Here is a 22964-nt window from a genome sequence, read left to right on the forward strand (position 1 = left end):
TTCATGACGGTAAGGAAGCGAACGCCTGTGAGAACGTCCCGCGCCAAAAGAAGAGTCGCCCTCCTGGCCTCCGGCACCGCGTTGACCACCTTCCTCGCGGCGGCGCCCGCGGGAGCGGGCACCTCCGGCCTTGCGACGGTGACCGCGACGAGCGAGTCGGCCGCGCTCTTCGACGACGAGGCCGGCGGCAACTCCGACGCCGACGACCCGGCGATCTGGCGGAACCCCGCCGACCCCGGCCGCAGCCTCGTCGTGGCCACCGCCAAGGAGGGCGGCCTGCGCGTCTACGACCTCGACGCCCGCCTCGTGCAGTCGGTGTCCGCGCCGAAGCCGCCGACGGAGGACGACGCCCCCGGCCGCTACAACAACGTCGACCTCGTCACCGGCCTGCGCACCTCCGCCGGCCGGGCCGACGTGGCGGTGGTCAGCGACCGGGGCAACGACCGGCTGCGGATCTACCGCATCGACCCCTCCGCCCCGAACGGCCCCCTGACCGACATCACCGACCCGGCCGCCGCCCCCGTGTTCTCCGCCGACCAGGCAGAGATCAACGACCAGCACACCGCGTACGGCCTCGCCACCTGGACGGACAAGGCCACCGGCCGCACCTACGCCCTGGTCAGCCGGCGCGAGCGCACCCGTCTCGCCCTGCTCGAACTCGTCCCGGCGGCGAACGGCAAGGTCGGCTACCGCAACGTCCGCACCCTCGACCTGCCCGCCTCCTTCCGCCTGCCCGACGGCACGACCTGGAGCCCCTGCGGCGAACCCGGCGAACTCCCGCAGATCGAGGGCATGGTCGTCGACCCGGCCACCGGAACCCTCTACGCCGGCCAGGAGGACATCGGCATCTGGCGCCTGCCCGCCGACCTCACCGGCAAGCCGGTCCTGGTCGACAGGACCAAGGAGTACGGCGTCCCCGGGACGTACGACGAGGAGACCGAGGAGTGCACGCCGGGCGCCGACCCCGGCTACGGCGGGAAGCGCCTGTCGGCCGATGTCGAGGGCCTGACCATCTACCAGGAGAGCGACGGGGACGGCTACCTGCTCGCCTCCAGCCAGGGTGACAACACCTTCGCCCTGTACGACCGCGAGGTGAGCGAGGCCAACGAGTACGAGGGCGGTTTCAGGATCGGCGCCGCCTCCCAGACGCTCGACAGCGTGGAGGAGTGCGACGGCGCCGCCGTCCTCAACGCCCCGCTGGGCAGCCGCTATCCGCGCGGCCTCCTCGTCGTCCAGGACGGCCACGAGACCCCCGAGGTCCCCGACGGCGAGGGCGGCACCCGCACGGGCACCGGCTTCAAGTTCGTCGACCTGGGCAAGCTGGTGGACGCCACCGACATGTAGCGTCCGCGTCCGACGATCCGTCACGGCCACCGGGGCAGCCCGCCCGGCGGCCGTGACGGACCTCTTCCGCCCGTGCTCAGCCCTCGATCACGCAGAGGGGGTCCCTCTCCTCGACGAGGTCGGCCGCCAGCCACTGCTCCACGGCGGCGACATGGACCGTCGCGGCGGAGACCGCCAGTGCGGCGTCGCGGGCCCTCAGGGCGCGGAGGATCTCCTCGTGCTCCCGGTGGGCGTGCTCCACGGACCGCTCCGTGCGGGTGGCCCGGACGATGCGGGCCCGCTGGGTGCGGGTGGAGAGCACCCGCAGCAGCATCGACAGCACCGGGTTGCCGACCGCCTCCACGATCCGCAGATGGAAGGCGATGTCGTGGCCGACGAACTCCTCGACCGTCGCGGCGGCCCGCGACCGCTCCAGGACGGCGGCCAGTTCGTCGAGGTCGTCCGCCGTGAGCAGCGCGGCGGCCACCCCGGTCGCCTGGGGTTCCAGCAGCCGCCGTACCTGGAGCAGTTGCAGGGCCGTCTGCCCCTGGGAGACGTCCGAGGCGAAGGAGAGCGACTCCAGCAGGAGATGGGGCTCCAGACTGGACACGTATGTGCCGTCGCCCTGCCGCGTGACCAGGATCCGCATCGCGGTCAGCGCCCGCACGGCCTCCCGCAGCGAACTGCGGGACAGACCGAGCTGCGCGGCGAGGACCTCCTCCTTCGGAAGGCGGGAGCCCGGCGCCAGTTCGCCGGCCACGATCATCGCCTTGATCTTGTCCATCGCCTCGTCCGTCAGTGCCACGAGGTGCCTCCCTGTACCGGTTACCGCCGCTTGTCGCCGTACCGGGGCTACTCCTGCTTCTCGCCCGAGGCGAAGCGGGAGATGATCAGCGCGACGATGATGATCGCGCCGTTGAGGAACTGGTTCCACAGCGGCGGCACACCCGCCAGCGTCATGACGTTCACGACGAGCTGGAGCGTCAGCACACCGGTGAGCGCCCCGAAGATCGAGCCCTTGCCGCCGTTGAGGCTCACGCCGCCGATGACGGTCGCGGCGAAGACCTGGAAGATCCAGCCGCTGCCCTGGGTCGCGGAGATCGACCCGTAGTGCCCGCTGTAGAGGATGCCGGCGAACGCGGCCAGCACACTGCCGAGGATCAGCACCGCCCACACGATCCGGTCCACCCGGATACCGGCCGTGCGGGCCGCCTCCGCGTTGCCGCCGATCGCGTACAGCGCCCGCCCGTGCCGCAGCCAGGCCAGCGCGCTGCCGCCGATGACGAACAGCACCACGCAGATCCAGATCGCGGCCGGGACACCCAGCCAGGACGCCTTGCCCAGGTAGGTGAAGGAGGACGGCATTTCCACGATGGACTGGCCCTCGGAGAGCGCGACCTGGAGGCCGCGCAGCATGGTCAGCATGCCGAGGGTGACGATGAAGCCGTTGAGACGCAGCTTCAGGATCAGGAACCCGTTGACGGCCCCGATCACCACGCCCACCAGCAGACAGAGCGGCACGGCCGTCCACTCGGGCAGCAGCCCTAGCCCCGTGAACCGGGCGCCGCTGGTCGGCAGGACCAGCCATACGGCGATGACGGGCGCCACACCGATCGTGGACTCCAGGGACAGGTCCATCCGTCCGCAGATCAGGATCAGCGCGGTGGCCAGCACCAGCAGGCTCAGCTCGGTGGACTGCTGGGCCACACCGATGAGGTTGTCGGCGGTCAGGAAGGCCGGCGAGACGATGAAGCCGATCAGGCCGAGGACGAGGATCGCCGGGACCAGGGACAGCTCACGGAAGCGACCGAGGTCGAGCCCGCGGCGGGTGTCTCCGGCGGTCTCCCGCGCCACGCTCGTGGCGGGGTCGGTGACATCAGTGGTGGCGGACATGACTACCTTCCGTGCTCTTCGGTGGTGCCCGACGTGGTGTCGGCGGCGGTGTCGGAGGCGGTGCCCGATGTTTCGGCCCGGTCGGCCACACCCTCCATGGCGGCGACCACGTGCTCGTCCTTCCAGCCGCGGTCGAACTCGGCGACGACCCGCCCGTGGAACATGACCACGAGCCGGTCGCAGACCTTCAGGTCGTCCAGTTCGTCGGAGACGATCAGCGCGGCCTTCCCGCCGTCCGCGATCTGGCGGATACGGCGCAGCAGGAACTCCTTGGACTTGACGTCCACCCCGTTGGTGGGCCGGATCGCCACCAGCACATGCGGATCGGTGGCCAGGGCCCGGGCGACGACGACCTTCTGCTGGTTGCCGCCCGAGAGGGCCGACACGGGGGTGGACCCGCCCGGCGTCTTGATGTCGAGGTCCCGGATCATGCGCTGGGCGAAGGTCCTGGTCCGGGCGGGCAACACGGTGCCGTACGGGCCCAGTTGGTCGGTGACGGTGAGCGTCGCGTTCTCCGCCACGCTGCGGTTGTTCACCAGCCCCTGCAGATGACGGTCCTCCGGGACGAGCCCGACCCCGACGGCGAGCGCCGACGGCACACTGCCGCCGCGCACCTGCCGCCCGCGGACCGAGACCGTGCCCTCCTCGGGGCGGTGCAGTCCGGCGATGGCCTCGCCGACCCGCACATTGCCGCTGGCCGTCGCGCCGGCCAGCCCGACCACCTCGCCCGCGCGCACCGACAGCGACAGGTCCTGGCAGGCGCCGGGCAGCGTGAGGCCCTCGACCGTCAGGAGTTCGGGGGAGTCGGCCCGTACCGGGGGGCGGTTCTCGACGGTCGCCGCCGCCGTGACGGTGGTCTCCCCGGTCATGGCCTCCACCAGCGCCTGGTGGCCGAGTTCGGCCACGGGCGCGGTCAGGATGTGTGCCGCGTCGCGGTAGACCGTGACGGTGGTGCAGAGGTCGTACACCTCTTGGAGGTGGTGCGAGATGAAGAGGAAGGCGACGCCCTGCCGCCGGAGGTCGCGGAGCTTGTCGAAGAGCCGGTTGATGCCGCGGGCGTCGAGCTTCGCGGTCGGCTCGTCCAGGATGATGAAGCGCGCGCCGAACGACAGCGCCCGCGCGATCTCGACGAACTGCCGCTGCTCGACGGTGAGGTCCCTCGCCCGCGCGCCGGCGTCCACGTCCACGCCGTACTCGGCGAGCAACTCCTCGGCCCGTCCGCGCAGTTGCTTCCAGCGGATGAGCCGCATCGGACCGTCGCTCTGCCGGTTCAGGAAGAGGTTCTCGGCGACGGTCAGGTCCTGGATGATCGTGGACTTCTGGTAGACGCAGGCGACCTTGGAGCGCCAGGCGTCGATGTCCCCGACCACGGGCGCCGGTTCGCCGTTGAAGCGCAGGGTGCCGGTGTCGGCGTGCTGCAGTCCGGTCAGGATGGACACCAGCGTCGACTTGCCGGCGCCGTTGCGGCCGACCAGCGCGTGCGCCTCGCCCGGAGCGATGGTGATACGGGCGTCGCGCAGCGCGACGGTGGCGCCGAACCTCTTGCTGATGCCGGTGGCCTCGGCCACCGGGGCGGGGCTCCCGGCGGCCGGGTTCCCGCCGCCGCCCGCCGGGGCGGTCGCGGTGTCCGCCATGGTGGATACCGTCCTTCGTGGGGTGGTTGCGAGGGGGTGCGGGAGGAGGGACGGGCCGCGTCCCTCCTCCCTGTCGTCGGCCGGTTCGCGGCTAGCCGACGTTGTTGCCCCAGAGGGTCTTGTCGTCCACGTTGTCCTTGGTCACCAGCGGCGCCGGCAGCTGGTCCTCCAGGCCGTTGGGGATCTCGATGATCGTGGAGTCGTGGTCGGTCTTGCCCGGCTTGAACGTCTTGCCCTCGGCGGCGGCCTGCGCGTAGTACAGCGCGTACTTGGCGTAGAGGTCGGCGGGCTGGGAGACCGTCGCGTCGATCTGGCCCTTGCGGATGGCGTCGAACTCCTGCGGGATGCCGTCGTTGGAGATGATCGAGATGTGGCCCTTCTCCCCGGCGGGCTTGAGCAGGCCCTTCTGCTCGAGGAGCGACAGGGTCGGCTGCAGGAAGACACCACCGGCCTGCATGTAGATGCCGTTCAGGTCGGGGTGCTGGGCGAGCAGGCTCTGCAGCTTGGCGGAGGCCACGTCGCCCTTCCAGTCGGTGGGCAGCTCGAACACCTTGATGTCCGGGAACTTCTCCTTCATGCACTGGGCGAAGGCCTCGGAGCGGTCCCGCCCGTTGATCGAGTCCAGGGCGCCCTGCAGCTCGGCGACCTTGCCCTTGCCGCCCAGCTGCTCGCCGAGGAACTCGCAGGCCTTGGTGCCGTACGCCCGGTTGTCGGCGCGCACGACCATGTAGACGTCACCCTTGTCGGGCCGGGTGTCGACGCTGACCACGGGGATCTTCTTCGACGCGAGGGTGTCGAGGGTGGAGGCGATGGCACCGGTGTCCTGCGGGGCCATGACGACGGCCTTGGCGCCCGTGTTCTGGAACACCTGGACGTTGGCGACGAGCTTGGTGATGTCGTTCTGCGAGTTGCTGAGCGGCAGCGCGTTGATGTCCTCGGACTTGACGTCCTTCTTCAGGTACTCGGCGTAGGAGTTCCAGAAGTCCGAGTCGGAGCGCGGCAGGTCGATCCCGATGGCGGGCTGGTCACCGGCCGAGCCGGCGGACCCGGAGCTGTCACGGTTGCACGCGGTGAGGAGGGTGAGGGCCGCGACGGCGCAGGCCGCTGCGGCGGTGGAGCGGGTGCGAGCGAGCTTCATGGCCGGGTTCTCCTTAGCCAGGACGGGGAGGCCGCCCTCCGGGACAGGCATGCGTGGACCGTCGGAGGGGAGGGACAGGGGGTTCAACCGGTGAACGAGTAGCGGAGTTTGAACGGCCCACGGCTCAGTGGTGCAATTCCTCCGATGTATCTCGGACGTCGAGGACGTTACGACGGCATTGCCGGAGTTGACAAGGGGTCGCTCCGCACCAATTGCGCACACGATCTTCGGATGAGGGTGACGCGCATCACTGCTCATTTCGTACATGCCGGACCCGTGAGCTGCCGGTTACTCCCTGCTCGACAAATACATCCGAGGAATGCGTTGTCAGCCCGCCGAACTGCCCTTAAAGTCACGGTGCGCCATTCCTCCGATGAATAAACGACCCTCATGGCAAGGGAGCTGCCCCAGTGAAACTGCTACGCGTCGGCGTCCCGGGAGAGGAGCGGCCCGCCGTCCTGACCGACGACGGCCGGCTGCTGGACCTGTCCCCCGTGGCCTCCGACATCGACGGCGCCTTCCTCGCCTCCGGCGGAGTCGACCGGGCCCGCGCGGCGGTCGAGGCGGGCGGACTGTCCGAGCTAGTGCCCCGACAGGCAACGTTCGCCCCGTCACGACGCCCGGCACGCTCCCCCATTCTCGGCTTCGCTCGAACGGGAGGGGCCCCCACCGCCGCACCGGCCGAAAGCCCAAGTACATCCAGTACGAGGACTTCCGGCCGGCACGCCGAGAGCACGCACCGGACGCCGCTCCTCAATGGGCAAACGTTGCCTGCCGGGGCACTAGACCCCGACGGCCTGCGGATCGGCGCCCCCGTCGCCCGCCCCGGGAAAGTCATCTGCGTCGGGCTGAACTACCGCGACCACGCCGCCGAGACCGGCGCCGCGATCCCGCCCCGCCCCGTGGTCTTCATGAAGGACCCGGGCACCGTCGTCGGCCCGTACGACGAGGTGCTGATCCCCCGCGGCTCGGTCAAGACCGACTGGGAGGTCGAGCTGGGCGTCGTCATCGGACGACGGGCCCGCTATCTGGAGGGCCCCGAGGAGGCGGCCGAGGTGATCGCGGGATACGCGGTCAGCCATGACGTCTCCGAGCGCGAGTTCCAGCTGGAGTACTCCTCGCAGTGGGACCTCGGCAAGTCCTGCGAGACCTTCAACCCCATCGGCCCGTGGCTCGTCACCGCCGACGAGGCCGGCGACCCGCAGGACCTCGGTCTGCGGCTGAGCGTCAACGGCGTCAAACGCCAGCACGGGCACACCCGCGACATGATCTTCCCGGTCCACCGGATCGTGGCGTACCTCAGCCAGTACATGGTTCTGGAGCCCGGTGACGTGATCAACACCGGTACGCCCGCGGGCGTGGCCCTCGGCCTGCCCGGCACCCCCTACCTCCGCCCCGGTGACACCGTCGAGCTAGAGATCGACGGACTCGGGAGCCAGCGCCAGATCTTCGGCCAAGCGTGAAAGGCACCCCCTTGACTGCAACCCCCGCCCGGATCACCGCGGTCGACACCTATGACATCCGCTTCCCCACCTCGCGGGAGCTGGACGGCTCGGACGCGATGAACCCGGACCCCGACTACTCCGCCGCCTACGTCGTGCTGCGCACCGACGCCGACGACGGCCTCGAAGGCCATGGCTTCACCTTCACCATCGGCCGCGGCAACGATGTCCAGGTCGCCGCCATCGGCGCCCTGCGGCCCCACCTCCTGGGCCGCTCGGTTCAGGAGCTGTGCGCCGACCCCGGCTCGGTCAACCGCGACCTGATCGGGGACAGCCAGCTGCGCTGGCTCGGCCCCGAGAAGGGCGTGATGCACATGGCCATCGGCGCGGTCGTCAACGCCGTGTGGGACCTGGCCGCCAAGCGCGCCGGGCAGCCCCTGTGGCGCCTCCTCGCCCACGCCGAACCCGAGTGGCTGGTCTCCCAGGTCGACTTCCGCTACATCGCCGACGCCCTCACCCCCGAGGACGCCCTCCAACTGCTGCGCGAGGGCCGCACCGGTCTCGCGGAGCGCGAGGCGACCCTGCTGGAGCGCGGCTACCCCGGCTACACCACCTCACCGGGCTGGCTCGGCTACTCCGACGAGAAACTCACCCGGCTGGCCAAGCAGGCCGTCGCCGACGGCTTCACCCAGATCAAGCTCAAGGTCGGCGCCGACCTCGACGACGACCTCCGCCGTATGCGCACCGCCCGCGCCGCCGTCGGCGACGGTGTACGCATCGCCATCGACGCCAACCAGCGCTGGAACATCGGCGAGGCGATCGAGTGGACCCAGGCCCTCGCCGACTTCGACCCGTACTGGATCGAGGAACCCACCAGCCCCGACGACATCCTCGGCCACGCCGCCGTCCGCCGGGGCGTCGCGCCGGTGAAGGTCGCCACCGGCGAACACGTCCAGAACCGCATCGTCTTCAAGCAGCTCCTCCAGGCCGAGGCCATCGACGTCCTCCAGATCGACGCGGCCCGCGTCGGCGGAGTCAACGAGAACCTCGCGATCCTGCTGCTCGCCGCGAAGTTCGGCGTCCCGGTGTGCCCGCACGCCGGTGGCGTGGGCCTGTGCGAACTGGTCCAGCACCTGTCGATGTTCGACTACCTGGCCCTCTCCGGCACCACCGACGACCGGGTCATCGAGTACGTCGACCACCTCCACGAGCACTTCACCGCCCCCGTGGTGATGCGCGAGGGCCACTACGTCGCCCCCCTGACCCCGGGTTTCTCCGCCACCATGCACCCCGGGTCCCTCGCCGAATACCGTTACCCGGACGGCACGTTCTGGGCCGCCGACCTCGCTGGACAGGAGGAAGTCGCATGACGGATCTGACAGGTCTCCGCGCGATCGTCACGGGTGGCGCGTCCGGAATCGGGCTGGCCACCGCCCGGCTGCTGGCCGCACGCGGCGCAGCGGTGGCCGTCCTCGACCTCGACCCCTCCGGGGCGTCGGCCCCGCTGCTCGGCCTCAAGGCCGACGTCACCGACGACGCCTCCGTACGGGCCGCCGTCGCGGAGGCCGTCGAGCGGTTCGGCGGCCTGGACATCCTTGTCAACAACGCGGGCATCGGCGCGCAGGGCACCGTCGAGGACAACCCCGACCTCCAGTGGCAGCGGGTCCTCGACGTCAACGTCCTCGGCATGGTGCGCACCAGCCGGGCGGCCCTGCCCCATCTGCGCGACGCGGCCACTGCCCGTCAGGGCACCGCGGCGATCGTCAACACCTGCTCCATCGCCGCCACCGCCGGCCTGCCGCAGCGCGCCCTGTACTCCGCCAGCAAGGGCGCGGTCCTCTCGCTGACCCTGGCGATGGCCGCCGACCACGTCCGCGAGGGCGTCCGCGTCAACTGCGTCAACCCCGGCACCGCCGACACCCCGTGGGTGGGCCGGCTCCTCGACGCCGCCGACGATCCCGAGGCGGAGCGGGCCGCCCTCAACGCCCGCCAGCCCATGGGCCGCCTGGTCACCGCGGACGAGGTCGCGGCCGCCATCGTCTATCTGGCGAGCCCCGCCGCGGCCTCCGTCACCGGCACCGCCCTCGCCGTCGACGGCGGTATGCAGGGGCTCCGGCTCCGCCCGGCGGGCTCATGAGGACCAGGATCCTCGGCCGCACCGATGTCCGCGTCACCGAACTGTCGTACGGCGCCGCGTGCATCGGCAACCTCTACCGCCCGGTGCCCGACGAGGAGGCCGCCGCCGCGATCGACGCCGCCTGGGACGCCGGGATCCGCACCTTCGACACGGCACCCCACTACGGCCTCGGCCTGTCCGAACGCCGCCTGGGCGCCGCCCTGCGCGACCGCCCCCGGGACACGTACACCGTCTCCACCAAGGTCGGGCGCCTGCTCGTGCCCGACGACGGAGGCGGCGACGACCTCGCCCATGGCTTCGCCGTCCCGGCGACCCTGCGCCGCGTCTGGGACTTCAGCGCCGACGGCGTCCGCCGCTCCCTCGAAGCCAGCCTGGACCGTCTCGGGCTGGACCGGGTGGACATCGTCCTCCTCCACGACCCCGACGACCACGCCGAGCAGGCCCTCGACGAGGCCTATCCGGCACTCGAACGGCTGCGCGGCGAAGGCGTCGTCGGGGCGATCGGCGTCGGCATGAACCAGTCCGCGCTCCCGGCCCGCTTCCTGCGCGAGACCGACATCGACGTCGTCCTGCTCGCCGGCCGCTACACCCTCCTGGAACAGGAAGGCCTCGCCGAACTGCTCCCCGAGGCCGCCACCCGCGGCCGGAGCGTCCTCATCGGCGGCGTCTTCAACTCCGGCCTGCTCACCGACCCGAAGCCGGGCGCCACCTACAACTACGCGCCCGTCCCGGAACCCGTACTCGACCAGGCCCTGCGCCTGAAGGCGGTCACCGAACGCCACGGTGTGCCCCTGCGCGCCGCCGCCCTCCGCTTCCCGCTCGGCCATCCGGCCGTCGCGAGCGTCCTCAGCGGCGCACGTTCCCCCGGCGAGGTCCGCGACACCGTGGAGCAGTTCCGCCGCCCCGTACCGGCCGCCCTCTGGGACGACCTGGGCGCGGAGGGCCTGCTGGCCCCTGAAGCCCCCGTGCCTCTCGAAGAAAAGGAGCCGTCGTGAGGATCGCCCTGCACACCAAGGTCCGCGCCGACCGCATCGAGGAGTACGAGGCGGCCCATCGCGAGGTCCCCGAGGAACTGACCACCGCCATCCGCGCCGCCGGGGTGAGCGAGTGGACGATCTGGCGCAGCGGCACCGACCTCTTCCATCTGCTGGAGGTCGAGGACTACGCGGCGATGATCGCCGAACTGGAGAAACTGCCGGTCAACATCGCCTGGCAGGCCCGCATGGCCGACCTCCTCGACGTCGTCCACGACTACTCGGCGGAGGGCTCCGACGCCGGACTGCCCGCGGTGTGGGAACTGTGAGCGGCGCGGACGTACCCGGGCCTGCGAACGGTACGAAATCCGGGGGAGCCGGGGCAGACACGGACGCCCGCCCCGTGATCGTCGACGCCCACCACCACGTCTGGGACCTCTCGATCCGGGACCAGGACTGGATCACCGGACCCGAACTCGCCCCGTTGCGCCGCGACTTCACCCTCCGCGAGCTGGAGGCGGCGGCACGATTCGCCGGCGTCACCGCCACCGTGCTGGTGCAGACGATCACCGTGCCCGAGGAGACCCCCGAGTTCCTGGCCCTCGCCGCCGACAGCGACCTGGTCGCCGGGGTCGTCGGCTGGACCGACCTCACCTCTCCCGATGTCGCCGACGCTCTCGCCAAGCTGCGGGAAGGGCCGGGCGGCGAGTACCTGGTGGGCATCCGCCACCAGGTACAGGGCGAACCGGACCCGCGCTGGCTGGTGCGCCCGGACGTCACCAGGGGCCTGTCCGCCGTCGCCGACGCGGGACTCGTCTACGACCTCCTGGTCACACCCCACCAGCTCCCGGCCGCCGTGGAGGCGGCGGCCCGGCTCCCCGAACTCACCTTCGTCCTGGACCACTTGGGGAAGCCACCCATCGCCTCCGGCGAACTGGAGCCATGGGCGGGGGAGATACGGCGGCTCGCCGCCCTGCCGAACACCGTGTGCAAACTCTCCGGCCTGGTCACGGAGGCCGACTGGACCTCCTGGTCCGTCGCGGACCTCGTCCCGTACGCCGACACCGTGCTCGACGCCTTCGGCCCCGGGCGGCTGATGTTCGGCTCGGACTGGCCCGTCTGCCTGCTCGCCTCCGACTACGTGGAAGTCATCGACGTGGCCGAGTCGTTGGTGTCCGCGGTGAGCCTCGCCGAAGACCGGGAGGTCTTCGGGGGCACCGCGATCCGCACCTACGGCCTGCGGATCTGAAGCGGCCTCGCCGGAAACTCAGCCGTCGGCCGGTAGCGGGGGAGCGGTGTGCGCCCCCGCCATGGCGGCCAGCTCCTCCGGCGTACGCGGACCGGGCTCCTCACCCGTCAACAGCCCCTGTTCGCGCAGCAGTCGAGCGACCGCGATGCCCCACGGGAGCCGTAGCCCCGCCTGCTGGAGGAGGTCCGTGCGGGCGAGCATCGCGGCCACCGGGCCCGTGCGGGCGCCCGACGGAGTGAGCAGCGCCGCGTCGTCGGCCCACCGCAGGGCGAGGTCGACGTCGTGCGTGGCCATCACGACGGTGGTGCCGGACCGGCGCAGCTCCTCCAGCGTGGCGAGAAGCCGCTCCTGGCCGTCGGGGTCGAGCCCGGCGGTCGGCTCGTCGAGGATCAGGACCCGGGGCCGCATCGCGACCGCGCCGGCGATGGCGGTCCGCTTGCGCTGCCCGTAGGAGAGCAGATGGGTGGGCCGGTCGGCGAGGGCGCTGATCCCGAGCGCGCCGAGCGCCTCCTCCACCCGGGCCCGCACCTGCGCGTCGGACAGCCCGAGGTTCAGCGGCCCGAACGACACGTCCTGCGCGACGGACGCCGCGAACAACTGGTCGTCCGGGTCCTGGACGACCAACTGGACGGTCGTCCGCAGCCGGGTCAGACCCTTGCGGTCGTACGTCACCGGCCGCCCCTGGACCGCCAACTCGCCCGAACGGGGCCGCAGTCCACCGCTGAGCAGCCGCATCAGCGTGGTCTTGCCGCTGCCGTTGCGGCCCAGCAGGGCGAGCGCGCGCCCCTCGTGCACCGCGAAGTCGAGATCGCTGAGCACGGCCGGGCCGTCCTCGTACGCGAAGGACGCGCCCCGTAGGGCGACCAGCACGGGCTCGCTCATGTCAGCGGCCTTTCCAGGACGAATCCAGTACGAAGGTGAGGGCGGCCACGGCCGCGAGCAGGGCGACACTGGCCGCGGTGAAGCGGGCGGAGACCCGGGCCTCGGGCACCAGGACGCGCAGGGTGCCGTCGTACCCCCGTCCGGCCAGCCCGGTCTGGAGGCGAGCCGCCCGGTCGAAGGCCCGTACGAACGCGGTGGCGCCCAGCCCGGCGAGGGAACGCCAGGTGGCGGCCCGTGTGGTGTGCCCCAGCCGGGCCGCCTGCGCCTCCCGGATCCGGCGCACCGAGTCCAGGAGAAGGAAGCTCATGCGGTACGTGACCAGCGCGACGTCCACGACCGGTGCGGGCACCCCGGCCTTCACCAGCCGGGGCAGCAGGTCCGACATGGGCGTGGTGAAGGCGAACAGCAGGACGCCGAGGGAGGCGGCCGAGGTGCGCAGCAGCAGCTCCCCGGCGCGGACCGGACCGCCCTCGGCCAGGGTGACGAACCCGTCGGGCCCGCCCACTTGGACCAGCAGGGGCAGCGCCCCGGTCACGCAGAAGCCCAGCGGCACCCGATAGGCGCGCCACAGCCGACGGCCGGGGACGCCCGCCGGGCCCAGCAGCACGGCGAGGGCGGTCAGCAGCACGAGGGCGGCGCCGGGCCAGGGTGGCAGGGAGATCGCGAGGACCGTGAGACCTAGTCCGAGCAAGGCCTTGTCCACGGGGTGGCGGCGGCGCCAGCGACTGCTGTGCGCCGCCGCGTCGATCGGCAGCACGCGGGATCAGACCCGGCCCGCGGTGGACTCGGCGGCGCCACCGGGCGGGCCTTCGTCACCGGTCGCGGTCCTGGCGGTCGCGGCCGCCGCCGTCGCGCTCACCGCGGTCGCCTCGCTCGTGGTGGTGTTCCCGGCCGCGTCCAGTCGCGCCCGGGCTCGCGCCTCGCCCTGGCGCCGGCCCCGGCGCACACCGAAGTAGTAGGCGAGGACGCCCGCGCCCAGCGCGGCCTGGAGGGAGAAGAGCGCCGACTCGATCTCACCGGACGGCGGCTCGTACAAGGGGGAGAACCAGGGCTCGTAGTCCGGCTCGATCTCGGTGATCGCCGTCTCCGCCTCGCCGTCGGAGCCCGTGAACGGCTCCTCCTTGTGGTCGCCGAGGCCGAGGGCCAGCGGCAGGACGGCGAGCGCGGCCACGACGATCAGCAGCAGGGCGTTGATCTTCGTGTTGCGGTTCATCGGGCCACCGCCTCGGTCTCGTCGGTCTCGGTCCGGTCCTGCTTGCCGGTCAGGAGCACGCCGAGCCGGGTCAGTTCGCCCTTGCTCGACTGCACCAGCAGACGCATCACCAGCACGGTGAGGAGACCCTCGCTCACCGCGAGCGGGATCTGGGTGACGGCGAAGATCGAACCGAACTTGCCGAGCGCGCCGAGGAAGCCGCTGCTCGGGTCGGGGAACGCGAGCGCCAGCTGCACGCTGGTGACGCAGTAGGTGACCAGGTCGGCGACGAACGCGCCGAAGAACACCGTGACCATCAGCGGCACGCCGAACCGCCGCAGCAGCCGGTAGACGCCGTAACCCGCCCACGGCCCGGCGATCGCCATCGAGAAGACGTTGGCGCCGAGCGTGGTCAGGCCGCCGTGCGCGAGCAGCAGGGCCTGGAAGAGCAGGGTGATGGTGCCCAGCACCGCCATGATCGGTGGCCGGAACAGGATGGCGCCCAGGCCGGTGCCGGTGGGGTGGGAGCAACTCCCGGTCACCGACGGGAGCTTCAGCGCGGACAGGACGAAGGTGAAGGCCCCCGAGGCACCGAGCAGCAGTGTGCTCTCGGGATGCTCCCTGACCTCACGGGTGAGTGACCGTACTCCGTGGACGACGAACGGCGCGGACGCGACCCCCCAGGCGATCGCGTGCGCCGGAGGAAGGAAACCCTCGGCTATGTGCATGGCTCAGCAGACCCTCTCCAGCACCTCGTGGATGGTTGACGCGCCTTGGCCGGTCTCCTGGCTTACGGGTGACACCGCCCGTGCTCCGCCTTCCCGGGTCTAGGACCCAGTGGCTGTCCGTGAGGACTGGAGCCGGACTTCCCGATCACAGTGGCGAGGGCCGCACCGGCATCACACCGGATTTCCCGTTCACCAAGGCGTGGTGACAGTAGTGCCCGCACAAGGGCGCTGACAAGCGGAGCCGGGGGCGCGAAAGCGATGGTGAACAGCACACACCCCGGCGCACACCCCTTGCGTCACCTGCGGCACACACCACCGGGGAGAGCGGACGCCCTTGCCTGGATACGACGGCTTTGCCGGTGCGCCGGCTCCTCCCGTGGGGCCCGATCGCCCTCCCGGTGGGGCCCGATCGCCCTCCCGGCGGGGCCGGACCGCCCTCCCGGTACGGCCCCGGCCGCCCTTGGCCGGGCCCCTCGCCCTGCGCTTGAATGCAGCCTTCACCCATCGGCACAAGGGAGTCAGCTGTGCACCGCCCGACCTTGGCACCCAGCACACGCCGTCTCGGCGTTCTCACCGCCGTCGTGTTGGCGGTCACCGTCGCCACCGCGGGACCGGCCGCGGCCCACACGGAGGTCGAGGCGGAGGGCGCCCGGGCCCTCGACCAGAACGTCGAACTGACCTTCTTCGCGGAGTCGGAGTCCTCCTCCGCCGGCATCACCAAACTGGAGGTGATCCTGCCCGAGGGCATCGTCCCCGCCGACATCACCTACGACAAGGGACCCGACGGCTGGAAGTTCGCCCCCACCAGCCGGGGCTGGACGGTCTCCGGTGAGAAGCTCCCGGTGGGGGAGGACGCCGAATACGCCGTCACCGTACGACAGCTGCCCGACGCGAAGTCCCTGGTCTTCAAGACGCTGCAGTCCTACAGCGACGGCAAGGTGGACCGCTGGATCGAGCTCGACGGCGAGGAGGGCGGGGACGGCCACGGCCACGGTCACCCGGCGCCCCGCCTGGACCTGAAGGCCGCCGCCCCCGGCGCCCAACCCGTGAGCCCCAGCCCTTCGGAGGAGCCCACGACGGCCGCCCCCTCGACCGCCCCGGCCACCGGCACACCGACCCCGTCCGCGAAGCCCGCGGCGGACGGCACCAAGGACGACGACGGCATGTCCCTCGCCGTGCCCCTCGGCATCGGCGCGGGCGTCCTCGTACTCGGCGCGGGAGTGTGGTGGTTCAGGAGCCGCCGGGGCGGGACCGCCTGACCGACGCCTCGGCCGGAAGCACCTGACCTGACCGAAAGCTGACGGAGCTCTACCGCAGCGCCATGACGAACCCGGCCGTCCCGCCGAGGCTCGGCATACGAATCGGTCTCGATCCGTGGCTCCACCTGGGGCGCCGACAGCGATCACGCCATCATGAGCGCATGACCCGGCCACCACTCCCTCTCCACACACCCGAGTGGTTCACGGCCGACGACTCGACCCTGAACGTGGCCCTCGTGTACCCGATGCAGGGCCCCGCCGGAATCTTCGGACCCACCTGCGGGGCCTGCGCGCGGCTGGCCGCCGAGGAGGTCAACAAGGCCGGGGGAGTGCTGGGCAAGGAGCTGCGGCTGATCGAGGTCGACGGCGGGGCCGAGCCGTGGCGCGTCGCGGAGGACGTCGAGGCCCTGGTCGCCTCGGGCGCGGTGCAGGGCGTCACCGGCTGGCACATCTCCTCGGTGCGGCAGGCGGTGGCCCCGCGTGTCGCGCACCGGGTGCCGTACGTCTACACGGCCCTGTACGAGGGCGGGGAGCGCACCGAGGGCGTCTTCATGACCAGCGAGACGCCTTCCTGGCAGCTGCTGCCCGCGATGCGTCTGCTCGCCGAGTCTCGCGGGGTGCGCCGTTGGTTCGTCGTCGGCAACAACTACGTGTGGCCCCGGCACACCGCCCGCGCCGCCCGCGGGTACGCGCGTGAGTCCCGGGGCCGCGTCTGTGGTGAGGCGTATCTGCCGCTCGGCACCGACGACTTCTCGGGGGTACTGCGACGCATCGAGCGGGCCGACGCCGACGGGGTCCTGATGCTCCTGGTCGGCAGTGACGCGGTCCGCTTCAACCGGGCCTTCGCCGCCTGGGGGCTCGACCAGCGGTCGCTGCGGCTGAGCACGCTGATGGACGAGAACATGCTGCTGGGCAGTGGCGCGGAAGCCACCCTCGACCTCTACAGCACGGCCGGGTTCTTCGCCTCGCTCGCCGACCAGAACACCATGGACTTCCACGGCCAGTACGCCGGCCGCTTCGGCCTGGAGGCACCGACCCCCGGCAGTCTCGGCGAGTCCTGCTACGAGGGCGTCCTGCTCCTCGCCGCGCTCGTCGAACGGGCGCGCGCCCTGGACGTCGCCGCGATCGGGGCGGCCGCCGACAGCGTCTCCTACGAGGGGCCGCGCGGTCTGCTGGGCCTGGACGGACGGCATGTGCGCCAGCGCATCTACCTGGCGCGGGCGGACGGGTACGACTTCAACGTCCTCGCCCAGCTGCGCGCTCCGCACGACCTGCGCTGACCCTGCCCTGGCCGTCGGTGGTCCCGCCCTCCAGGGTCCGGGCCAGCCGGTCCAGCAGCAGTTCCAGCCGCTTGCCGTCCTCCTCGGAGTGCAGCGGCCCCAACTCGGCCCAGTCCGCCCGTACTTCACGGGCCAACAGCTGCCGGCGCTCCATCCCCCTCGGAGTCAGGTGGGCGAGGACACGGCGCCGGTCGGTGGGATCGACGCGGCGGAACACCAGGTTCTGGTCGACGAGTTGGTCGATCAGCTTGGTCAGGCTCGGTGCCGGCAGGAAGGCATGCTCGGCGAGGGCCGTCATGTTGTGGCCCTGTCCGTCGGAGAGCAGGTCGAGGACCCGCCACGCCTCGACGGAGCAGTCGAACTCGTCGAGCACGGACTGGACTCGGCGCATGGACAGGCGCTCGGCACGGGTCAGCAGTTGGAGCAGTTCCTCGGGCCGTCTCGCCATCGCCACTCCTCAACTCGCCTTCGACCGCTGCGCTCCTGACATCGTAAACCAGGAGCACATCCTTTCTGTGGAAACTAACGAATCCTTCGCGACCTCAAAAAATACTTCCTCAGGAAACTGTTCTTCAATTGCCACGAAACGCAAGGGAAACAGTTTCCTCGCAGGCTGTGGTCGCACTTCAGCGACCCAGGAGGTATTGCATGTCCGGGCTCAGCATCAATAGACGCGGTCTCCTCGCAGGCGCGTCCGCGCTCGGCGCGACCGCCGTCCTCAGCGCGTGCGGCGCCAAGACCGGCACCGCCACGTCATCCTCCGGCGCCCAGGCGGACACCTCCGGCGACACCGTCAAAGTCGGTCTGCTCAACTCGCTCTCGGGCACCATGGCCATCAGCGAGGTCACGGTCCACAACGCGCTGCTGCTCGCGGTGAAGGAGATCAACGCCGCCGGTGGCGTCCTGGGCAAGAAACTGAAGCCCATCAGCCAGGACGGCGCCTCCGACTGGCCGACCTTCGCCGAGAAGGCGGAGGCCCTGATCACTGACGACAAGGTGGTCGCCACCTTCGGCTGCTGGACCTCCGCCAGCCGCAAGGCCGTCAAGCCGGTCTTCGAGCGCTACAAGTCGCTCCTCTTCTACCCCGTGCAGTACGAGGGCCTGGAGCAGTCCCCCTACATCTTCTACATGGGCGCCACCACCAACCAGCAGATCGTCCCCGCCCTCGACTACCTCAAGAAGCAGGGCCTGACGCGGCTCTACCTGGTGGGCAGCGACTACGTCTTCCCGCGCACCGCCAACAAGATCATCAGGGCGTACGCGGAGGCCCAGGGCATGACGGTGGTCGGCGAGGACTACGCGCCGCTCGGCTCCACCGAGTTCAGCACCATCGTCAACAAGGTCAAGGACGCGGGCGCGGACGCCGTGTTCAACACCCTCAACGGCGACAGCAACGTGGCCTTCTTCAAGGAGTACAAGTCCGCAGGGCTCACCGCGAAGAGCCTGCCGGTGCTTTCGGTGTCGATCGCCGAGGAGGAGGTCAAGAGCATCGGCACCCAGTACCTGGAAGGCCAGTTGACCGCGTGGAACTACTACCAGACCACCTCCGGCGCGGCGAACACGAAGTTCGTGGCGGCCTACCAGGCCGCCTACGGCAAGGACAAGCCGACCAGTGACCCGATGGAGGCCGCGTACATCTCCGTCTACCTCTGGAAGGAGATGGTCGAGAAGGCCGGCTCCTTCGACGTGGCGAAGGTGAAGAAGGCCTCCGACGGCATCGAACTCGACGCCCCCGAGGGCAAGGTCACCGTCGACGGCGCCACGCAGCACGTCTACAAGACCGCCCGCATCGGCAAGGTCGGCTCGGACGGCCTGATCGAGGAGGTCTGGAACTCCGGCAAGCCGATCGAGCCGGACCCGTATTTGAAGGGGTACGACTGGGCTGCCGGGCTGTCCTGAGTCTGACGGTGAGTGGGTCGCGCAGTTCCCCGCGCCCCTGAAAAGCAGGGGCTGCGCCCCGTGCTTTTCGGCCCGCAGGGCCGTGTCTTTCAGGGGCGCGGGGAACTGCGCGAGAAGCCCCACCGGACCCGCACCCGCCGAACAACCCCTCCCCCCGACCCGGAGCCGCTCCATGACGGTCGTCCTCAACCAGTCCTTCACCGGCATCAGTATCGGTGCCGTCCTCCTGCTGATCGCGCTCGGCCTGACCCTGACGTTCGGTCAGATGGGCGTGATCAACATGGCGCACGGCGAGTTCATCATGGCCGGCGCCTACACGACGTATGTGCTGCAGAAGTCGATCAGCGGCGCCGGCGTCTCCCTGCTCGTCGCCCTGCCGCTGGCCTTCCTCGTCGCGGGCGCCATGGGCGCGTTGCTCGAATGGCTGCTCATCCGGCGCCTGTACACCCGGCCGCTGGACACCCTGCTGGTCACCTGGGGCGTCTCCCTGATGCTCCAGCAGCTGGCCCGTGACATCTTCGGTGCCCCGAACGTCCAGACCCGCGCCCCGGACCTGCTCACCGGCAACATCTCGGTCGGCGGCATCACCTTCGCCAACAACCGGCTGTTCATCCTGGGCCTCGCCCTGCTGTGCGTCCTCGGCCTCACGCTGATCCTGAAGCTGACCCCGCTCGGCCGCCGCATCCGGGCCGTCGTACAGAACCGGGACCTCGCCGAGGTGTCCGGCATCGCCACCGAACGCGTGGACCGTACGACGTTCTTCATCGGCTCGGGCCTCGCGGGCGTGGCCGGTGTCGCGCTCACCCTGGTCGGCCCGATCGGCCCGACGATGGGCACCAACTACATCGTCGACGCCTTCCTGGTCGTGGTCGTCGGCGGCGTCGCCCAGCTCAAGGGCAGCGTCATCACCGCCTTCGCGCTCGGCGTCCTGCAGTCGGTCCTGGAGTACTCGACGACGGTCAGCGTCGCCAAGGTCATCGTGCTCGTGGCGATCGTCGCCTTCCTGCAGTGGCGACCCCAGGGCCTGTACACGCTGCGCACCCGGAGCCTGGCATGACGACGACAACGACCCCTTCGGCGAAGACGGCCCCCGTGGCAGAGCCGTCGGCATCCCTCCTGGCACGCTTCCGCGTCCCCGGCGCCTTCCTCCTCGGCGCGGTCCTCCTCATCGGCGTCGCCCCGCTCGCCCTCTCCGACTTCCGGCTCAACCTCCTCGCCAAATACCTGTGTTACGCGATCGTCGCGGTCGGCGTGAGCCTCGCCTGGGGCCGCGGCGGACTGCTCGTCCTCGGCCAGGGCGTCTTCTTCGGCCTCGGCGGCTACGCCATGGCCATGCACCTCAAGCTCGCCGACGCGGCCGCCACGGGCCAGACGCTGCCCGACTTCATGCAGCTGTACGGCACCGGCGACACCCTGCCCTGGTGGTGGCAGCCCTTCGCCAACCCGCTCTTCGCCCTCGCCATGACCGTCCTGTTGCCCATGGCGGTCGCCGCGCTGCTCGGCTTCTTCGTCTTCCGCCGCCGGGTGAAGGGCGCGTACTTCGCGATCCTCAGCCAGGCACTGGCCGCCGCCCTCGCCATCTGGCTCGTCGGCCAGCAGGCCACCACCGGCGGCACCAACGGCCTCACCGACATGCAGGGTTTCTTCGGCTACGACCTCAACGACCCGGTCAACCAGCGGATGGTGTACTTCGTCATCGCCGCGGTGCTCCTGCTGCTGATGGCCATCGCCCGCCAGCTGTTCGTCAGCCGCTACGGCGAACTCCTCGTCGCCGTACGGGACTCCGAGGAGCGCGTGCGCTTCCTCGGCTACGACCCGGCCAACGTCAAGCTCGTCGCGTACGTCGTGGCGGCCGGCATGGCGGGCCTCGCGGGCGCCCTCTTCGTCCCCGCGGTCGGCATCATCTCGCCGGCCCTCATCGGCATCGTCCCGTCCATCGGCTTCGTCATCGGGGCCGCGGTGGGCGGCCGGGCCTCCCTGGTGGGTGCCGTCCTCGGCGCGATCGCCGTGGCCTGGGCGCAGAGCACCCTCTCCGACGCCTTCCCCGCCGCGTGGACGTACCTCCAGGGCCTGCTGTTCGTCCTGGCGGTCGGCTTCCTGCCCGGGGGCCTCGCTTCCCTGGCGAGCGTGGTGCGCAAACGCCGAACCCCCACGGCCGGGACCACGACGCCGACACCCACCCCGACTCCGACCCCGACCCCGACAGGAGGAACGGCATGAGCGGCGAGGGACTGACGGTCCGCGACCTGCGGGTGACGTTCGACGGCTTCAAGGCCGTCGACGGCGTGGACCTCGACATCCGCCCCGGCGACCTGCGCTTCCTCATCGGCCCGAACGGCGCCGGAAAGACCACGCTCGTCGACGCGGTCACCGGACTGGTGAAGTCCACCGGATCGGTCCGCTTCGCCGGCGAGGAGCTCATCGGCAAGCCGGTGCACCGGATCGCCCGTCTGGGCATCGGCCGTACGTTCCAGACGGCCACGGTCTTCGAGGAGCTGACCGTCCTGCAGAACCTCGACATCGCGGCGGGCGCCGGACGCGGCCCGCTGACGATGCTCCGCCGCCGCAAGGGAGTGCCGGAGGCGGTGACCAAGGCACTGGAGACCACCGGCCTGACCGATCTGCGCGACCGTCCGGCGGGTGTGCTCGCGCACGGGCAGAAGCAGTGGCTGGAGATCGGCATGCTGCTCGTCCAGGACGTGAAGCTGCTGCTGCTCGACGAGCCCGTCGCCGGTATGAGCCACGACGAGCGCGAGGCCACCGGCGAGCTGTTGCAACGCGTCGGCGAGGACCACACCGTCGTCGTCATCGAGCACGACATGGACTTCATGCGCTCCTTCGCCCGCAGCGTCACCGTCCTGCACGCCGGCAAGGTCCTCAGCGAGGGTTCCGTCACCGAGGTCCAGGCCGACGCCAAGGTCCAGGAGGTCTACCTCGGCCGCGCGTCCGAGCCCGAGCCCGCAGCCGAACCGGTCGCCGCTCCCGTCCCCGTCGCCGAGGAGGCGTGACGCCCATGCTGGAGATCAACTCCGTCCAGGCCGGATACGACCGCACGACCGTGCTGCACGGCGTGACCGTCTCCGTCCCGAAGGACGGCGTCGGAGCCGTCCTCGGCCACAACGGCGCCGGCAAGAGCACCCTCCTGCGCGCCGCGATGGGCCTGCTCAAGCCGAAGAGCGGAACCGTCCTGCTGAACGGCGAGGACATCACGCACCTCGCCCCGCACCAGCGGGTGGCCAGGGGCATGGCGTACGTCCCCCAAGGGCAGCAGTCCTTCCCGCACCTCACCACCGCCGAGAACCTGCAACTCGTCGCCGACGGCCGCGCGGACGGCAAGGAGGCCGTCGCCGATGCCCTGGACCTCTTCCCTGTCCTGCGGGAGCTGTCCGGCCGCCGCGCCGGTCTCCTCTCCGGCGGCCAGCGCCAGCAACTCGCCATCGCGCGCGCCCTGATCACCCGGCCCAGGCTCCTCCTCCTCGACGAGCCGACCGAGGGCATCCAGCCCTCCGTCGTCGCCGAGATCGAGGAGAAGATCCTCGCCCTGACCCGCCGCGGCGGCCTCTCCGTCCTCCTCGTCGAACAGCACGTGGGCTTCGCCATGCGAGCGGCCGAGCGGTACTACGTCCTCGAAGCGGGACGGGTCACCTCGTCGGGCGAGGGCGGTACGGGGGCCGAGCAGACCGTACGGGCGGCGCTCAGCGTCTGAGGTCCGGGCACACCTGGGGGGCGGGCGCCTGTGCGCTCGCCCCCCGGGTGTGCCCGGACCGGGGATTTCGCTACAAGTTCCGAAATTATTCGGGGCGAGGGGCGCCACTTGGCCGAAACACATCGTCCATAGCGTCTACACCAGTCGCACAGTCCCGATCGGCCCCCAGGGCTTCACGGGCTCAATAACGCGACTTTCCCCGGAAAACCCATCACTGGCTCAGCGCCT

Annotated in this window: 23 protein-coding genes and 1 riboswitch; of the genes, 14 read left to right on the top strand and 9 right to left on the bottom strand. The window is 70.9% G+C overall.

The window, feature by feature from the left end:
• The first annotated feature begins 3 nt into the window (after positions 1–3).
• Complete coding sequence (locus JIX56_RS43945; protein ID WP_443031992.1) at positions 4–1344, top strand: phytase; 1341 nt, start codon at positions 4–6, stop codon at positions 1342–1344.
• A gap of 76 nt (positions 1345–1420) precedes the next feature.
• Here JIX56_RS43945 and JIX56_RS43950 read toward each other — a convergent pair whose 3' ends face one another.
• The 4 genes from JIX56_RS43950 to JIX56_RS43965 all read right to left on the bottom strand — a co-directional run bounded on the left by JIX56_RS43950 (position 1421) and on the right by JIX56_RS43965 (position 5988).
• Positions 1421–2128, bottom strand: a complete 708-nt coding sequence (locus tag JIX56_RS43950) for a FadR/GntR family transcriptional regulator (protein WP_257549538.1) — start codon at positions 2126–2128, stop codon at positions 1421–1423.
• Positions 2129–2175: 47 nt separating this feature from the next.
• Complete coding sequence (locus JIX56_RS43955; protein WP_257549540.1) at positions 2176–3216, bottom strand: ABC transporter permease; 1041 nt, start codon at positions 3214–3216, stop codon at positions 2176–2178.
• 2 nt (positions 3217–3218) lie between these two features.
• Positions 3219–4850 carry a sugar ABC transporter ATP-binding protein gene (locus JIX56_RS43960; protein WP_257549542.1) on the bottom strand — a complete coding sequence of 544 codons (1632 nt, stop codon included), beginning with the start codon at positions 4848–4850 and terminating at the stop codon, positions 3219–3221.
• 91 nt (positions 4851–4941) lie between these two features.
• Positions 4942–5988 (bottom strand): sugar ABC transporter substrate-binding protein, encoded by a 1047-nt coding sequence (locus JIX56_RS43965; protein ID WP_257551464.1) that lies wholly within the window; start codon positions 5986–5988, stop codon positions 4942–4944.
• A gap of 410 nt (positions 5989–6398) precedes the next feature.
• On the opposite strand from JIX56_RS43965, the gene JIX56_RS43970 reads away from it, so the two are divergent.
• From JIX56_RS43970 to JIX56_RS43995, 6 genes are all read left to right on the top strand, one after another.
• On the top strand, positions 6399–7451 hold the full coding sequence (locus JIX56_RS43970; protein ID WP_257549544.1) for a fumarylacetoacetate hydrolase family protein: 1053 nt from the start codon (positions 6399–6401) through the stop codon (positions 7449–7451).
• Between the two features lie 11 nt (positions 7452–7462).
• Positions 7463–8800, top strand: a complete 1338-nt coding sequence (locus JIX56_RS43975) for an L-fuconate dehydratase (RefSeq protein WP_257549546.1) — start codon at positions 7463–7465, stop codon at positions 8798–8800.
• Positions 8797–9567 (top strand): SDR family NAD(P)-dependent oxidoreductase, encoded by a 771-nt coding sequence (locus JIX56_RS43980; protein ID WP_257549548.1) that lies wholly within the window; start codon positions 8797–8799, stop codon positions 9565–9567. The genes JIX56_RS43975 and JIX56_RS43980 overlap by 4 nt, the downstream gene beginning before the upstream one ends.
• Positions 9564–10562: an aldo/keto reductase gene (locus tag JIX56_RS43985; protein WP_257549549.1), complete on the top strand. Its 999-nt coding sequence runs from the start codon at positions 9564–9566 to the stop codon at positions 10560–10562. The genes JIX56_RS43980 and JIX56_RS43985 overlap by 4 nt, the downstream gene beginning before the upstream one ends.
• The gene (locus JIX56_RS43990) at positions 10559–10870 is read left to right on the top strand and encodes an L-rhamnose mutarotase (RefSeq protein ID WP_257549551.1); all 312 of its coding nucleotides are present in this window, start codon (positions 10559–10561) and stop codon (positions 10868–10870) included. Before JIX56_RS43985 ends, JIX56_RS43990 begins: the two co-directional genes overlap by 4 nt.
• A gap of 74 nt (positions 10871–10944) precedes the next feature.
• Positions 10945–11790, top strand: a complete 846-nt coding sequence (locus tag JIX56_RS43995) for an amidohydrolase family protein (RefSeq protein WP_257549553.1) — start codon at positions 10945–10947, stop codon at positions 11788–11790.
• Positions 11791–11808: 18 nt separating this feature from the next.
• Here JIX56_RS43995 and JIX56_RS44000 read toward each other — a convergent pair whose 3' ends face one another.
• The 4 genes from JIX56_RS44000 to JIX56_RS44015 are packed head-to-tail and all read right to left on the bottom strand — an operon-like array spanning position 11809 to position 14592.
• The gene (locus tag JIX56_RS44000) at positions 11809–12672 is read right to left on the bottom strand and encodes an energy-coupling factor ABC transporter ATP-binding protein (RefSeq protein WP_257549555.1); all 864 of its coding nucleotides are present in this window, start codon (positions 12670–12672) and stop codon (positions 11809–11811) included.
• Position 12673: 1 nt separating this feature from the next.
• A complete protein-coding gene (gene cbiQ, locus JIX56_RS44005; protein WP_257549557.1) occupies positions 12674–13429 on the bottom strand; it encodes a cobalt ECF transporter T component CbiQ in 756 nt (251 codons plus the stop codon).
• 6 nt (positions 13430–13435) lie between these two features.
• The gene (locus JIX56_RS44010; RefSeq protein WP_257549559.1) at positions 13436–13885 is read right to left on the bottom strand and encodes an energy-coupling factor ABC transporter substrate-binding protein; all 450 of its coding nucleotides are present in this window, start codon (positions 13883–13885) and stop codon (positions 13436–13438) included.
• The gene (locus JIX56_RS44015) at positions 13882–14592 is read right to left on the bottom strand and encodes an energy-coupling factor ABC transporter permease (protein ID WP_257549561.1); all 711 of its coding nucleotides are present in this window, start codon (positions 14590–14592) and stop codon (positions 13882–13884) included. The genes JIX56_RS44010 and JIX56_RS44015 overlap by 4 nt, the downstream gene beginning before the upstream one ends.
• A gap of 30 nt (positions 14593–14622) precedes the next feature.
• Positions 14623–14804: riboswitch (cobalamin riboswitch) on the bottom strand.
• 276 nt (positions 14805–15080) lie between these two features.
• On the opposite strand from JIX56_RS44015, the gene JIX56_RS44020 reads away from it, so the two are divergent.
• The gene (locus tag JIX56_RS44020) at positions 15081–15851 is read left to right on the top strand and encodes a DUF1775 domain-containing protein (protein ID WP_443031993.1); all 771 of its coding nucleotides are present in this window, start codon (positions 15081–15083) and stop codon (positions 15849–15851) included.
• A gap of 161 nt (positions 15852–16012) precedes the next feature.
• On the top strand, positions 16013–17131 hold the full coding sequence (locus JIX56_RS44025) for a substrate-binding domain-containing protein (RefSeq protein WP_257549565.1): 1119 nt from the start codon (positions 16013–16015) through the stop codon (positions 17129–17131).
• Here the strand turns inward: JIX56_RS44025 and JIX56_RS44030 are convergent.
• Complete coding sequence (locus JIX56_RS44030; protein ID WP_257549566.1) at positions 17088–17579, bottom strand: MarR family winged helix-turn-helix transcriptional regulator; 492 nt, start codon at positions 17577–17579, stop codon at positions 17088–17090. The genes JIX56_RS44025 and JIX56_RS44030 overlap by 44 nt on opposite strands.
• A 200-nt stretch (positions 17580–17779) precedes the next feature.
• Here JIX56_RS44030 and urtA point away from each other — a divergent pair, with 200 nt between their 5' ends.
• The 5 genes from urtA to urtE all read left to right on the top strand — a co-directional run bounded on the left by urtA (position 17780) and on the right by urtE (position 22736).
• Positions 17780–19030, top strand: a complete 1251-nt coding sequence (urtA, locus tag JIX56_RS44035) for an urea ABC transporter substrate-binding protein (protein ID WP_257549567.1) — start codon at positions 17780–17782, stop codon at positions 19028–19030.
• Positions 19031–19202: 172 nt separating this feature from the next.
• Complete coding sequence (urtB, locus tag JIX56_RS44040; RefSeq protein ID WP_257549568.1) at positions 19203–20087, top strand: urea ABC transporter permease subunit UrtB; 885 nt, start codon at positions 19203–19205, stop codon at positions 20085–20087.
• A complete protein-coding gene (urtC, locus tag JIX56_RS44045) occupies positions 20084–21250 on the top strand; it encodes an urea ABC transporter permease subunit UrtC (RefSeq protein WP_257549569.1) in 1167 nt (388 codons plus the stop codon). The genes urtB and urtC overlap by 4 nt, the downstream gene beginning before the upstream one ends.
• Positions 21247–22038, top strand: coding sequence for an urea ABC transporter ATP-binding protein UrtD (gene urtD, locus JIX56_RS44050; RefSeq protein WP_257549570.1), 792 nt, complete (start codon positions 21247–21249; stop codon positions 22036–22038). The genes urtC and urtD overlap by 4 nt, the downstream gene beginning before the upstream one ends.
• Positions 22039–22043: 5 nt before the next feature.
• Complete coding sequence (gene urtE, locus JIX56_RS44055) at positions 22044–22736, top strand: urea ABC transporter ATP-binding subunit UrtE (RefSeq protein ID WP_257549571.1); 693 nt, start codon at positions 22044–22046, stop codon at positions 22734–22736.
• Positions 22737–22964 lie beyond the last annotated feature (228 nt).

It is taken from the genome of Streptomyces sp. CA-210063, assembly GCF_024612015.1.
Lineage (GTDB): Bacteria > Actinomycetota > Actinomycetes > Streptomycetales > Streptomycetaceae > Streptomyces.

Coding starts and splice junctions, on each gene's coding strand:
- JIX56_RS43945 (WP_443031992.1), top strand. CDS start 4: ATGACGGTAAGGAAGCGAACGCCTGTGAGAACGTCCCGCGCCAAAAGA.
- JIX56_RS43955 (WP_257549540.1), bottom strand. CDS start 3,216: ATGTCCGCCACCACTGATGTCACCGACCCCGCCACGAGCGTGGCGCGG.
- JIX56_RS43960 (WP_257549542.1), bottom strand. CDS start 4,850: ATGGCGGACACCGCGACCGCCCCGGCGGGCGGCGGCGGGAACCCGGCC.
- JIX56_RS43965 (WP_257551464.1), bottom strand. CDS start 5,988: ATGAAGCTCGCTCGCACCCGCTCCACCGCCGCAGCGGCCTGCGCCGTC.
- JIX56_RS43980 (WP_257549548.1), top strand. CDS start 8,797: ATGACGGATCTGACAGGTCTCCGCGCGATCGTCACGGGTGGCGCGTCC.
- JIX56_RS43985 (WP_257549549.1), top strand. CDS start 9,564: ATGAGGACCAGGATCCTCGGCCGCACCGATGTCCGCGTCACCGAACTG.
- JIX56_RS44000 (WP_257549555.1), bottom strand. CDS start 12,672: ATGAGCGAGCCCGTGCTGGTCGCCCTACGGGGCGCGTCCTTCGCGTAC.
- JIX56_RS44010 (WP_257549559.1), bottom strand. CDS start 13,885: ATGAACCGCAACACGAAGATCAACGCCCTGCTGCTGATCGTCGTGGCC.
- JIX56_RS44015 (WP_257549561.1), bottom strand. CDS start 14,592: ATGCACATAGCCGAGGGTTTCCTTCCTCCGGCGCACGCGATCGCCTGG.
- JIX56_RS44020 (WP_443031993.1), top strand. CDS start 15,081: ATGCAGCCTTCACCCATCGGCACAAGGGAGTCAGCTGTGCACCGCCCG.
- JIX56_RS44025 (WP_257549565.1), top strand. CDS start 16,013: ATGACCCGGCCACCACTCCCTCTCCACACACCCGAGTGGTTCACGGCC.
- JIX56_RS44030 (WP_257549566.1), bottom strand. CDS start 17,579: ATGGCGAGACGGCCCGAGGAACTGCTCCAACTGCTGACCCGTGCCGAG.
- urtA (WP_257549567.1), top strand. CDS start 17,780: ATGTCCGGGCTCAGCATCAATAGACGCGGTCTCCTCGCAGGCGCGTCC.
- urtB (WP_257549568.1), top strand. CDS start 19,203: ATGACGGTCGTCCTCAACCAGTCCTTCACCGGCATCAGTATCGGTGCC.
- urtC (WP_257549569.1), top strand. CDS start 20,084: ATGACGACGACAACGACCCCTTCGGCGAAGACGGCCCCCGTGGCAGAG.
- urtD (WP_257549570.1), top strand. CDS start 21,247: ATGAGCGGCGAGGGACTGACGGTCCGCGACCTGCGGGTGACGTTCGAC.
- urtE (WP_257549571.1), top strand. CDS start 22,044: ATGCTGGAGATCAACTCCGTCCAGGCCGGATACGACCGCACGACCGTG.